This is a genomic window from Brevibacillus panacihumi W25 (assembly GCF_000503775.1).
In the GTDB taxonomy this organism is placed as follows: Bacteria; Bacillota; Bacilli; order Brevibacillales; family Brevibacillaceae; genus Brevibacillus; species Brevibacillus panacihumi_A.
This window is the reverse complement of sequence record NZ_KI629787.1, coordinates 495,683-509,675: the sequence shown is the minus strand read 5'-3', so window position 1 is coordinate 509,675 and position 13,993 is coordinate 495,683. Positions and strand designations below refer to the sequence as shown.

The 13,993-nt window shown below is 48.1% G+C and carries 9 protein-coding genes; 2 read left to right on the top strand and 7 right to left on the bottom strand.

Annotated elements, in window-relative coordinates; all coding sequences use genetic code 11:
- The first annotated feature begins 197 nt into the window (after nt 1-197).
- Nucleotides 198-515 carry a hypothetical protein gene (locus T458_RS55750; protein WP_023555582.1) on the top strand — a complete coding sequence of 106 codons (318 nt, stop codon included), beginning with the start codon at nt 198-200 and terminating at the stop codon, nt 513-515.
- Nucleotides 516-676: 161 nt separating this feature from the next.
- Here the strand turns inward: T458_RS55750 and T458_RS55745 are convergent, their stop codons facing one another.
- From T458_RS55745 to T458_RS55725, 5 genes are read right to left on the bottom strand one after another with little or no spacing between them, the layout of a single operon-like run.
- Nucleotides 677-1,735: an autoinducer 2 ABC transporter substrate-binding protein gene (locus T458_RS55745; RefSeq protein ID WP_023555581.1), complete on the bottom strand. Its 1,059-nt coding sequence runs from the start codon at nt 1,733-1,735 to the stop codon at nt 677-679.
- A gap of 25 nt (nt 1,736-1,760) precedes the next feature.
- Nucleotides 1,761-2,960, bottom strand: coding sequence for a M24 family metallopeptidase (locus T458_RS55740; protein ID WP_171819430.1), 1,200 nt, complete (start codon nt 2,958-2,960; stop codon nt 1,761-1,763).
- Nucleotides 2,961-3,011: 51 nt separating this feature from the next.
- Nucleotides 3,012-4,028 (bottom strand): ABC transporter permease, encoded by a 1,017-nt coding sequence (locus tag T458_RS55735; protein ID WP_023555579.1) that lies wholly within the window; start codon nt 4,026-4,028, stop codon nt 3,012-3,014.
- A gap of 1 nt (nt 4,029) precedes the next feature.
- The gene (locus T458_RS55730) at nt 4,030-4,989 is read right to left on the bottom strand and encodes an ABC transporter permease (protein ID WP_023555578.1); all 960 of its coding nucleotides are present in this window, start codon (nt 4,987-4,989) and stop codon (nt 4,030-4,032) included.
- A 33-nt stretch (nt 4,990-5,022) separates the two neighbouring features.
- On the bottom strand, nt 5,023-6,528 hold the full coding sequence (locus T458_RS55725; RefSeq protein WP_023555577.1) for a sugar ABC transporter ATP-binding protein: 1,506 nt from the start codon (nt 6,526-6,528) through the stop codon (nt 5,023-5,025).
- Nucleotides 6,529-6,744: 216 nt separating this feature from the next.
- On the opposite strand from T458_RS55725, the gene T458_RS55720 reads away from it, so the two are divergent.
- Entirely contained in the window at nt 6,745-8,037 is a 1,293-nt protein-coding gene (locus T458_RS55720) for a M20/M25/M40 family metallo-hydrolase (RefSeq protein WP_023555576.1), read from the top strand.
- Nucleotides 8,038-8,221: 184 nt separating this feature from the next.
- Here the strand turns inward: T458_RS55720 and T458_RS56235 are convergent, their stop codons facing one another.
- On the bottom strand, nt 8,222-13,171 hold the full coding sequence (locus T458_RS56235; protein ID WP_051410152.1) for an immunoglobulin-like domain-containing protein: 4,950 nt from the start codon (nt 13,169-13,171) through the stop codon (nt 8,222-8,224).
- Nucleotides 13,172-13,345: 174 nt separating this feature from the next.
- Nucleotides 13,346-13,993 (bottom strand): response regulator transcription factor, encoded by a 648-nt coding sequence (locus T458_RS55715; protein WP_023555575.1) that lies wholly within the window; start codon nt 13,991-13,993, stop codon nt 13,346-13,348.

Below are 13,993 nucleotides of genomic sequence, written 5' to 3'. Positions count from 1 at the left end.
TTCGTGCTTCATCTTCTTATATTTAATCTATATGTTCACGACAGTCATTTTAGCCCTTTCATGGGCAATAGCTTTGGCTCGGAAAGTCCACGCTGAACACTCTGGCAGGCACAAATTAGTCATAGTTAGCCATGATAAACAGGAAAATGAAATGCTAAAATGAAGCAACGATTCTTTTTTGGGCTGGAGCTGATCATATGAAACGAATCATTCTTCTTGTTCTATGTATGGGAATCATATTCATCGGCGCATTTACGATCGAGGTGGAGACTGCTCCCCCGGCAAGCACCCGCATCATTTTGGAAAATACGCACCAAACGTATATTTCGCCTCCCTGCTATGAACAGGCGCAAAAGACGAACAACCTGTCTGAAGCTGATCTCAAAAAAGCGCAAGACTTGAACTATCAGCCAGAATCAGGTTGTACCAAAGACTCTCTTGAACCTATCAAACAATCGATCGCCTACGCCATCGCGGAAAAAATGGGTTTGAAGGAAAGCAAATGGGAATGGTAAGCACCTCCTTGATGTTGCAAGGAGGGTAGTTTCCGCCGGCTAGGTAAGACGCATGGCCTTGCAGGACTGCATCAGGATGCACAAAGTTTACTCGGATTCCATACTCGATTGTGAAAGAGGCCTTCAGCAAGGGTATGGCTGAAGGCCTCGGTATATCTTCCTTAATAGTCAAATTGATCGATGTTCGACTTATCGAATACTTTTGGCAAGCCTAGCAAAACGACCCCATCCTTCACTTCAAATTCACCCAAGCCCTCCACTTTAAACGTACCATTCTCTGATATGGTCCCATCGGCAGCGGCTCTGCTGACATGCATGGTCAATTTACCCAGATCAGTCACATCCCAAAGGACGAAGTGTTCAACGGTGTCATTGTGAACATATTTTTTCATCACTGCCGGATTAGCCAAACCCGTTACATAGATTTCACCCTTTTTGCCCGCCTTCTCAACAGCCTCGGCAGCACCCGGCAAAGCGATCGATTCAGGTGCGATAATCGCTTTCACATTCGGATATGCTTTGATCAGATCGCCCGCAACTTTCAAGGCTTGATCTGGCTGACCGTTATCATACTGCGTGGTTACGATGTTTACGTTTTGGTATTTTTCTTCAATAGCCTTTTTCATCGAATTTATCCAGTCGATCTGGTTAGGATCGGAAGGTGTGGAAGAAAGAATCGCTACATCGACGGGGGCGTTAAACTTTTCCGCCACTAATTTGACCAGTGTCGTTCCGATCCCTTCGGAGGTCGCTTGATTGACGAAGAAATCTCTGGCAGACGGCTCAACATCGGAATCCCAGGTCACAACCTTTATCCCTTTCTGCTTTGCTGTTTGTAGAGCAGGGACGAGGGACGTGGGATCGGCAGCCGAGACAGCCAGTACGTTGTACCCTTGAGAAACGTACCCGTTAATCATCGAGACCTGCTGCGAGGCATTCAGCGTAGTGGGTCCATTATATGTAAGATCGATCTTGATGTCAGCGGCAGCCGTTTTTGCTCCCTCATGGGCAGCGGCAAAGTACGAATTTCCAATTGCCTTGGGCATCATAACAACTTTGATATTTTGGTCTGTTTTGTTTTGCGAATTGTCGACAGAAGAGTTGGCATTCGCACCTGAATCCTTATTTTCGGTAGCAGGTGTCGTTACTACATTACATCCAGCAAGCAAGGTTGCAAAGGCCAAGAGGAGAGCAAGTAAGAGCAGCGATCTCTTTTTCATCTGGTAAACCTCCCTTTTGTTTGGATTACACGCTGATCTTCCCTGTCTCTTTCCACTGTCTGCATAATTCCCGCACCAACGGAGACATCGCTTCATATCCTTCTTCGGTCACGATCAGCCCTTCTTCAATTCGATTGGAACCGTCTGGATGGCCAAACAGGCTAATATCCGTGTTTACCGTCATACCCACAGCGAAAGTATCGGTAGATTGTTCATTGGGGTAAGGAGATTCGGCTTCCGCAACCCCGCATCCGTGCAACGGAGGATAGAGATCGTATTGGCTTACTGCTTTTGCGTTGAAATACTCCTTGACGCCCGCTACGAGCCACCCTTGTTTCGTACCCGCTCGCAGTCGTGAAAGTGCAATTTCTTCGGCTTCGATCAATAAATCGATCAATGCCTTTTGTCCCTCGGAGATCTCTCCGACCACAAAGGGAAAACCAATCGTCGCCACATATCCTTCATATTGCACAGCCAACGCCGCCATCACCATATCACCATTCTCGATCACCTTCTGTGTCGCTCTTCCGATGATGGTGTCTACACGTTTTCCGCTGGAAACAATGCAGAATGGAATGAACTCAGCACCTGCCCGCATCGCTGCCTGATGAGCTGCCGCCGCTAGCTCCAGCTCTGTTTTCCCTATAGCTGCCTCTTTCAACAGAGCCTTGTATCCTTCGTCCGCCATCCTGGCTGCTTCCCGCAAACAATGGATCTCATGTTCCGTTTTCACCATCCGTAAAGAAAACAACAGATCGTTAGCATTCACGATTTCTATATTCTCCAGACTGTTCTCGATGGCAGTCCATACGTTCGTCGACATCGCGTCGAGTCCGACAATACCAATGCGCTTCAGGCTGTGTCTTTCTTTCAATCCCTGAAAAATAGATTGAAAATTCGTGTAATTAGCTTGAGGGTAGTCGATTTCGTCCGGAACCGTCACGCAAGCAAAATCGGGAATCACCCGGATATCTGGCCATGCACTCATCTCACGGCAAACCATCTCCCCTTCTGGTGCAGCCAGTACAATCGGCTCTCCTTGGCTGGGAATGATCGCCGCCCCTCTCTCAAACAGCGGCCAATAATTGCTTATATAACGCAAATTTTCCCTGCGGTACTCATCGCCGTAGACAAAACATGCATCCAGTTGCCGTTCGGACATGAGCTTTCGCAGTCGGTTCACTCTCGCTGTAAATTCTGAAGAAGGAATTTCTATTTTAGTCATCGTCATTTGCTCCTTTTCGTTCATTTTCACAACACTCCCCTGTCTAACGACTCACCCCGTAACCCGATCTATTTCCGCGCTACTCTTCGACTTCACCCCCTTTCCAATTGGCGGGGATGTGCGACGTTGACGGGAGATGTACACATTTATCTGCTGAATCGCTACGGCTAACAACAGAATCACTCCGGTTATGACTTTTTGCTCCACCGACGAGATGTTTAGCATGTTTAGCCCTTGGCCCAGCATACCGAGGATGAACGTTCCAATCACCACTCCACTAATGGTGCCAGCCCCTCCGAAGACGTTCACACCACCGACCAGACATGCTGTAATCACCAAGAACTCATATTGGTATCCCATATCGCCTCTTACGGAAGCAAAATACGATCCGAGAATGACCGCACTTATACCCGCTGTAAGACCTGAACAGATGTACGTCCAAATTTTGATCGTATTCACAGGCACCCCGGAGTAAAAGGCAGATGCTTCGTTATTTCCAATAAATGTAACAAAGCGCCCGTAAACCGTTTTTTGCAACAAAAAACCGAAGAACAGGGCAATCGCAGCAAAAATCAACAACTGCAGCGGGATGATACCGAAAAGACGGCCGACGCCAAGAACCAAAAACTCTTCAGGAAAACCGGAGATGGAATTCTCTCCCCCGATCACTAAAGCCAAGCTGGAGTATATAAACAAGGTAGCGAGAGTGGCGATCAGTGGTTGAATACCCGTTCGGACAATCAATAGCCCATTGATAAAGCCAGCCATCCCTCCTACCGCTATGGCAAGAAGTCCTGCCAGCCATATATTCACCCCCGATTGCCAGATCAACCCCATGATGACACCGCACAAGCTCATGATCGAACCTACAGATAAATCGATACCGCCCGAAATAATCACAAACGTCATGGACACAGCCATAATGCCAATCACCAAAAAGTTCGTGAGCATGGTAGACATATTATCGAAGGAGAGGAAGTGAGGAGTGAAAATCGAAAAGAAGATCATTTCCAGTAGAAAAACCGATAGAGCCATAAGCGTCCAGTTGGATAACCACTTTCGCACCATGTCATACCACCTCTGCTTTCTTGCTGCTTTGCTTGGCCAGTATCGAATCGACGATCACGGCAATCAGGATAATCGCCCCTTCCGCCGCCTGATTCCAAATCGCCGGCAGATGATAATACACCAAACTAGACGCGATGATAACAAGCAGAAAAGAGCCCAATAACCCCCCGAACGGCGTTCCTCTTCCGCCAAACACACTTGCTCCCCCAATTACGGCAGCCGCTATTGCCTTTAGCTGCATGTCAATTCCCGTGGTTGGCGTAGAAAATCCGGTATAGGAAATATAGAGAATACCAGCTATAGCGGATAACAAACCGGCAATCACGTACGTTTGGAATACAACTCGCTTTTCTTTGATCCCAGCCAGCCGCGTTGCAATCGGATTGTTCCCAACAGCATAGATGTGACGGCCTTTTACGCTTACCTGTAAGAATAAAATCGTCCCTAATAAGATCAGCGCCATAATGGCCATTCGGCCTGGTATAACCCCAAAGATTTGAAAACTCCCCAGAACCAAAAGGGAATCGGGAAGGTTCGTCACCCACTGGCCCTCTGTCACCATATACATCGCACCTGAATAGATGCTCAGCGTTCCCAAGGTTGCGATAATAGGAGGAAGCTTGGTTAGTGTAACAAGAGCCCCGTTCACACAGCCGGCTATAATCCCCGTCATCATGCCTGCCAAAATGATCGCCCATAATGGCCATCCAGCTATGGCAAGCTTTCCGACCAGCAACGTAACGAAGCCCATGATCGCACCGATGGATAAATCGATTCCCCTCGCGATGATGACGATAATTGCTCCGAGGGTGAGAATACAAATGACGACTGTGTTATGTAAAAGGTCCACCACATTGCCTGGAGCCAACATGGAGGGTGTCGTTACAGCAAAGACGAATAAGAGCAGGCAAATAAACAAGAAAAGAGAAAGTTCCCGGTTATTACCGATTTTCCAAAGCATATTTCATCACTTCCTCTGATTGATGTCATCAAATTACACGTGGACACCTGCGGCATGAGAAGCTATGATCTCCTCGCTTATCTCCTCTTGGGCCACTTCTGCAACCATTTTTCCTTCTCTCATGACCATAACCCGATCAGCCAAGCTGAGCACCTCGGGGAGATCTGAAGAAATGAGCAGAATTGCTGCCCCCTCTTCTGCAAGCTGATGTATCATGCGATGGATCTCTTTTTTTGCGCCTATATCCACTCCCCGAGTAGGCTCATCTAACAGAACGATGCGGGGTTTGCAAGAAATCCATTTGCTGAATACGACCTTTTGTTGATTGCCGCCAGACAACTCGCCCACTTTCTGACGAATAGAAGAAGCTCGTATACGAACCCTCTCCATCATCCGCTGCGCTAGGCTGCTTTCCTCTGCCTTTTGAATTACTCCATAACGGGATAACTGCTTGAGACTTGGCACGCTGATATTGGAGAAGATATTCATTTCCAAAGCTACTCCGTGACGGTGACGATCTTCCGGAACGTAAACAATGCCATGTTTAATCGCCTGACTTACGCTGCGGATCCGGACATTCAACCCGTTAATTCGGATGTGCCCACTGTCAGCAGGATGAATGCCGAATATAGCCTCAGCCACATAGGTACGGCCAGAACCAACTAGACCAGATAACCCGAGTATCTCTCCCGGGTATAAGTCGAAGGAGATGTTAGAAAAGCTATTGCTTTTGGAGAGGTCCGTAATTGAAAGCAAAGGATTTGTACGTTCAATCTGCTGACTACGAAATCTGGACAACTCAATCTCTCTGCCCACCATCAAGCTGACTAACTGCTTTTCCGTTAAATCCGATGTTTGATAGGTACCTACTTTTGCCCCGTCTCTCATGACCGTTATCCTAGAGGTTAAAGAAAACACTTCCTCCAGTCGGTGGGAAACGAACAGAACAGCGGTACCGGTGTCTCTCAGTTGCTTGACAATTCGGAACAAAACCTCTGTTTCATGGGCAGACAGGGTTGCCGTTGGTTCATCTAGAATAAGGACCCTTACTTGATGGACAAGTGCTTTTGCAATCTCTACCATCTGCTGCTGAGCAATGCTAAGCTGATACGCTTTCTGCTTGATATCAAGTGAAACACCAAGCTGTTCAAACAAATTCTGAGCCTGACGATACATCTCTTTTCGATCCATCCATCTGATACCGAACTTCTTGTACGGATGAAAACCCATAAAGATATTTTCTGCTACCGATAACTGCGGCATCATGGCAGGTTCTTGATGAACCGTAAAAACCCCTAGTTTATGCGCTACGGATGGATCGGTTATTTTGACAGGCTGCCCGTTGAACTCGACAAACCCTCCATCTGGCTGGTAAACACCCGAAAGTATTTTGATCACCGTTGATTTTCCCGCGCCGTTCTCCCCGACCAATGCGTGAATTTCTCCCGGTCGCAGTTCCAGGTCAAGGCTATGTAAAACTGTCGTTCCATCAAATTGCTTTATCAGTTGACGGGCGGACATGATCCGCTCCTGATTCATAGGTGACACCTCCTTTTTGAAATTTCAGACTTTTCCGATATTAAAGAAAATAATAACATAACAAAAATATATTTCAACATTTTATTTTTGATTCATTTTGTTTTGCTTTGAATATCGGTCATAAAAAGATTGCCAACCCCAAAAAACAATGTTAGTATCATCATCAGAATATTTTGATAACTAATCAGTACCAGGCGAAAAAGGGAGGTTTTTCTCATGGCGGTAGAGGAGATAAGAAACTGGATAAGGGTCCATCTTGAATCGATTCTGGACACGAATAAACGATTGGTCAGCATTCCCAGCGAAAACCAATACCCTTACGGTAGCGAACTGTTGGTACAACTGGAAATCAACCGTCAACTTCAGCAGCTGGGGTTCCAGACTGACGTTTTTCTTCCTACGGATGTTCCTGATTTAAAGATGCATGAAGCCTTTTTAGACGACGGGAGAAATTATCAGAATCGCCCCAACGTAGTTGGCGTATTAAAGGGGAGTGGCGAAGGGAAGTCTCTGCTTTTTTCCGGGCATATGGACACGGTACCAAAAGGATCTGACACCTGGACGCAAGATCCCTATGCCGGTGAGGTTGTGGGCGATGTCCAATATGGTCTGGGGATTCTTGATATGAAAAGTGGAATGGTTGCCGCCATGATGGCTGTGAAGTGTTTGAGGGATCTGGATTATCGTATCAAAGGCGACGTAATCATTGAATCTGTGGTAGACGAGGAATACGGCGGAGCAAACGGAACGCTAGCCTGCCGGTTGAGAGGTTACCGGGCAGATGCCGCTATTATCCCAGAACCCTCCAATTTGGCCATTTGCCCAGCCGCACAAGGTGGGAGCTATTTTCGGATTACGTTTCAAGGCAGACCAGGCCGTTCCTACAGCGGAGAGAAAACAGTCAACCCGATCTTTGCTGCCGCTCGATTTCTAGAGATCATTCGACAGTATCATGAGTGGCGTAACAAACACGCCAACGTTCACCCTCTCTATATGAACAATCCAGAGCTGCCGACACTGGTTCAGGTTCTGCGTGCAGGAGACGTCAACCTCGAACTGGGGGATCGGGTTCCGAGCAGTTGCTCTTTTGATGTCTGGATTCAATGCTATCCCGGGGTGACGGAAGAAGAACTGTACGCTGAATTCACAGGTTTCTTCCAGCCCCTCGTCGAGCAGGACGAGATATTGTCCGCGATCCCCCCGGTAATAGAAAAGAAAGTCCGCTTTTTGCCCGGTACCGGACTTCCCGAGGATCACCCCATACTTGGAGTGCTGCAGGACGCGGGAACCGAATCCGTACCGGGCGGTCTTCCCATTCAGGGAGCTCCGTTCGCCTGTGATTCATTTATGTTCAATAGGTATTCCACCACTCCTGCGGTCATTTTCGGGCCTTCAGGAGGCAATGCTCATGCACCTGATGAATTCATTCACATCCCCGATTTCCTCAAGTTAATTGAGATCTACGCTTTGACTATTTTGAAATGGTGTGAAGCAGACAAAAAGCGGTAGCACACGTTCGACCAATGGAACCCACACTACTTTCACAAAAAAGAGGCTTTCCCACCTCTATCCAATGCCTGGTGGGAAAGCCTATTCTATACTTTCTCTTGCAAAAACAACTCTCGTACGCTGATATCAAACCGCTTCATGTACTTTGGAACTTAGATGATGCCGGCCATTTTCGTCTATCCCTTTATTTCCACACCTTAATAAAAATTTCTGCCTCTTTTCCTGCATACGTGGCTGTTATCGTCGTCACGCCTTCTGAAATCCCGGTGATGACACCATTCTCTACCGTCGCAATCTCAGGATCATCTACGCTCCATTCCACTTCCTCGGTTACATCCTCCTTGTGATTTCTTTCATAAATGGCCGTAATGGCTAGAGACGCCGTTTCCCCTTCTTCGAGTGACAGGCTGCTGTAAGTAGCATGCAGTTCTTGCAGTTCCTTTTCATCCACCACACGGACGCTGATATTCACATTTCGGCCTCCGTACCTGGCTGTAAGGACTGCCGTTCCCTTTTTGAGCGGAATGATCGTGCCGTCTTCGGCCACCTCTACGATACCGGGTGTGCTCGACGACCAGTCGACGAGTTCCGTGACATCTTTTTCCCGCTTATTGCTCAATCTGGCTCGTATGCGTAACGTCTCTTCCTCGTCCAACCCCAGCAGAAGCTTCTGCGTGGATGCAGTCAGAGCTTTGACGCTTATTTTAGAGATGACAACAGGGATGGTCAATTCTTCTCCCAGGTAGTGGATCGTCAGCTCAGTCTCTCCTTCTTCTTTGCCCGTTTTCACGCGCCCTGCCGTTACCTTCGCCAGATCACTGTCTATGCTGTACGTGGTGTTTTTGTCATGGGTTATATTTTCTAGCGTATTTGGTCCCACGGCGTAAACCCTAAAGCTTACTGTTAGATCGGGCTCGATCAACAATAGCGATTCCGAGGCTCTGAGAGTAAGACGGTCAGCTTCTTCCTTCTTAACCGTTACCGTAATCGTCGCTACTTCCCCCTGATAACGGATAGTGATCTGGGCTTTCCCGGCTTTTTTGCCAGCAGTGATTCTGCCTCGTTTGACTGAAATCAAATCATTGTCGATGTCGTAGATGATGTCCTTGTTTTTCGTAATCTCTGTACGTTCTTCCCCTTCCACGGCGTACACCTTGAAGGACTTGGAGGCGCCTGGTTTCAGATGGATGTCGGACAGTGACACTTCGAGTTGCAGCTTTTCATTCCCTTCTTCCACGACAGTGACTTCACTGCTCGCCGTTTTGTTGCCATCTGCGGTCGTCACCGTGATCGTGGCCTGCCCTGCCTGTTTCGCCGTTACTTTGCCCGTTGCATCCACCGCAGCGACGCTCGGATTGCTGCTGCTCCAGCTCACGGCCCGATTGGTGGCGTTGGACGGTGTGATCGTTGCTTGCAGCGTCGCAGACTCCTCGCCAACGGTCAGCGTCAAAGTTTGCGGGGTAAGGGTTACTTTAGTGACCGGAACCGGAACCTCGACAGGTGGAGGTGGAGTGACAGGACGGCTGATGACACGTATCGTGCGCGTCACCGGAGCAGCCTGATTGCCTGCCCAGTCCGCCGCGTCGTATTGGAGGGTGTACGTCCCCAGTTTGTTCGTATCGACGGTCCCAGTGACAACAGGTGTCAAGCCGGTTGCGATATTGTCCGTGATCCTCACACCCGGGTCCTGGAAGACGCTTCCTCGGTAGATGCTCATCGTCGCTGCTCCATTCAGGGTGATGACCGGAGCGGTCTTGTCGATTCTCACCTCAACTTCTGCAACATCACTGACATTTTGCAGGGCATCTGTCTGTCTGGCGTATAGTTTCGTCTGATTTTCGTCCTGTATGGTGAATGGACCCACATATGCCACCCATTGCTGACCATCCAAGCTGTATTCCAGTTTTGTACCCGATTCTCCACTCACCGTTACCTCTACATCACCCTTCGTCCAACCAGATGGGTCGAGCAAAATCGTTGGTTTGAGGAGAGCATCTTCGCGAACAACTTTTACGGTTCGAATGACCGGTACAGCCTGATTACCTGCATGGTCCACTGCTTCGTAAGTGAGGGTATATTCACCGAGCCTGTTGGTATCGACTGTCCCAGTGACAACAGGTGTCAATCCAGTTGCGATATTGTCCGTGATCGTCACACCCGGGTCCTGGAAGACGCTTCCTCGGTAGATGCTCATCGTCGCTGCTCCATTCAGGGTGATGACCGGAGCGGTCTTGTCGATTCTCACCTCAACTTCTGCAACATCACTGACATTTTGCAGGGCATCTGTCTGTCTGGCGTATAGTTTCGTCTGATTTTCGTCCTGTATGGTGAATGGACCCACATATGCCACCCATTGCTGACCATCCAAGCTGTATTCCAGTAACGCGCCGGCTTCGCCGCTTATCGATACCTCTACATCCTCCCTAGTCCAGCCGGACGGGGTGAGCGAAATCGTCGGGCCGAGAAGTGCATCTTCGCGAACGACCTTCACCGTTCGGATGACAGGTACTGCTTGATTGCCTACATGGTCCGCTGCTTTGTAAGTGAGGGTATTTTCACCGAGCCTGTTGGTATCGACCATACCGGTTACAGAGATTTGCGGATTTGGGTCGAGATTGTCTGCGACTTGTGCTCCAGGGTCGCTAAATGTACTTCCTCGGTGAATACTCAGGACCGCATCACCGTTTAGTGTAATCATTGGAGCCGTTTTGTCGATCCGCACCTCGGCTTCCGCGATCTCGCTGATAGTCTGCGAGGCATCTGCCTGTCTAACGTATACGGAATAACTCCCCTCATTGGTCACGACAATGGAATTCGGATTGGCTGCATCAGAATTAGGCAACCAATTCTGACCATCTGTGCTATATTCCAGCTTCGCTCCCTCTTCTCGATTCGTTGCCGTAATCGTCACATCCTGATTGGTCCAGTCCGAATGGCTCACCGTGAGCTCAGGTTTTGGCAGACTGTCGATCTTCACCGTGTACGTCTTTTTTACGGTACCATCCTTTGCGGTCACCTGTATTTGGACCTCATTCTCGCCATTTCCCAGTTGCAGCTCCTGCTCAGCTCCATTTACGATGGGAGACCACGCGCCCCCGTTGATTCTCATCTCCCCTTCTGCTAACGGATCTTTTAGCGTTGGGGTAAGCTTTATTTGAGTCACACCGAGGTTCACAAACAGCCGATAACTCGTCACCGTACTAGAAAATTCGGGAGCTAACATTAACGCACGGTTGCCCTCTTTTACAAGCAGGTTGTCCAATCGAGCCTCGTTATCCAGGTATTCATAGGCCCCCATGTCGATACTGTTCCCGACAGAACGTGGATTGCCATCCATGTCGGTAGTGATGGAAGACAGATCGGGAGTGAGACCTGCATCATAATACTGGGTGCTTCCCTGGTCAATGGCTGGCGAATCTGCGCTAAGGCGATAATTCCCTTGGGCAAAATCAATAAACTTAGGGTCAGTATCTACCAGCGAATGAGAGAGTTGAATAGAACCCGAATAATAATAGATTGCTTCTTTTGCATTACCCCAGACGATGCTGTTTCGAATGGTACCAGAATCGGAGTTCCGGATGAAAATGCCGCCACCAGACACATCCGCTTCATTCCCGCTAATCGTCACATTGGTTAAAGCAGGCTTGCCGCCAATATTATACAACCCGCCGCCGGACATATTCGCGCGATTCCCGCTTATTTCCGCATTCGTCAACACATTCTTGGCGCCGTTGCTATAGATCCCGCCACCGGAGTTACCTGCGCTGTTTCCTTTTACTTCTGCACCGGAAATTCTCGGACTTGCGCCATAATTAAAAATACCCCCACCATCAATAATGGCCTGATTTTCGTTTATCTTCACATTAGTCATGACATCGTTACTATAATAATGATAGGTGCCTCCACCATTTTTTGCCTGATTATTTATGATCTCTACATTAGTGAGGGTAGCTTTGCTGTTGGTGCTTGAATACCCCCCGCCGCCATTTCCAGTCGCCGTGTTCTCCCTGATCGTCACATTAGTAAAAACTCCACCTTCTGAGAAATAATAGACCCCGCCACCGTCAGAACCAGCTTTATTTCGGTTAATCTCCACATTAGTCAACGAAGGATTGCTTCTGTCGTTTGAGATCCCACCACCACTTCCGGTCACAGACTCGTTCTCAATAATCTTTACATCCGTGAACACAGCATGGCTTCCCTGGGTGATATGTACGCCACCGCCAGACCTTTCCGTTCTATTCTTCCTTATTTCGACCCTAGTAAGTATGGGATTGCTTTCGAAACCATACAAGCCGCCACCAAAAACACCTCCTTCATTCTCGCTGATCTCCATATCAGTCAGCGCAGGATTACTTTTATAATTGTAGATTCCGCCGCCATTATACTCCGCTTTATTCTTGCTTATCTTCGTGTGATACAAAGTAGGATTGCTGTTCTCGCTGTTAGACATTCCTCCGCCAGTTGGAGCCTTATTATCTTCAATCCGTCCGCGTATTAGCTCAGGATTACTATTATTGGAATTCGCAATCCCGCCGCCGTTTTTAATTGCTGTATTCCCAATAAAGGTTATATCGCGAAGAGTAGGACTGCTTTGGTAGTTATACATGCCTCCCCCGTCTTGATCATAGACGTAATAGCCCGAAGCATATCCGCCCGTAATCGTTACCCCATCCAGCTTTGCGGTCTGGTCTACGTTCCGGTTATGGAAAACATGGTAGGCATTGTCGGATTGATCCCCTACAACGCCAATATCACCGCTGAGAATCGTCTCATAATCGGTCACATGGCGTTCCGTTCCCATTCCTGAATAGCCACCGTAAATCTCTACGCCGTTTTTCATCTGGAATGTTTTCGTACGTGCATCACTAGCAAAAGATTCTTTCGTAGGGTAGTATGTCCCCTCGGCAATCCAGATCTGATCTCCCGACTGTGCCGATTCCAGTGCCTTTTGCAAGGTAGCGAAAGCATCATCCCAAGTGGTTCCGCTGCTTTCGTCGTTCCCCTGCATCTTCACATAGTAAATCGTTTCCCCATCTCCTGCTGCCCTAGCACCGGTAATTGGTAACACCTGGACAAGACCAAGCAATAGGGCCAATACCAGCATCCTGATCCAATTCGTTCTCTGATTCACTCGTTTACTCCCCCTTGTACTTGCCACACCGCATTCCATTACTTCCGACTGTTTTGAAAGGAGGATACCATGCACATCATGTCGATAGTAAGTAGACAGTTTTTTGTCTACCATTGCCATAAAAAAGAGAAAAACCGCCTTGCCTCTCGCCTTTTACAAGAGAAAAAACGGTTTTCATTCTTTTTCGTTCCTATCGACTTCAAGCAGCCCCCACTTTTGGCATTTAGCAGCCAATTCGCTGCTGGAGTGCTCCCAATTGAATTTCTTCATTATTCTACCCACATGTTTTTTCACTGCGGCCAGGCTTACATGAAGCTCCTTCGCGATATGAGTCTGCGTCTTGCCTGTGTAGATCATGCTAAGCAGTTGACGATCTCCTTCGCTTAACAGGCTTTTCTTTTTTTCCTGGACGAGCTTTCTCAACCGATCACCGTATTTGGAATGCGGATGAAGCATAGCGGCACAAATAACCTCGGGCAACCTCTCGAATTCGTTCTTATAGAGATAATCATAGGCTCCATTCATAAAGGCTTCATTAAAAATCTCATCGTTGTCGTCCAGCGAACTTAACATAATCACTTTTATCTGAGGATACTGAGTGGAAATATCAAGCGTTGCGTCAAGCCCGGAAGCTTTGTGATCGCCAAGCATAATATCCATCACCACAATATCGGCTGGATCATCGCGAAGCATCGCAAAGCACTCGTCAATCGTGGATACACAAGCGTACAGCGCTATTTTCTCATCTCCGAGGAAAAAACTTTGAAGTCCTTCCCTCCAATCCGGATCATCTTCCACATAAAGAACTTTTATTTTGCTCAT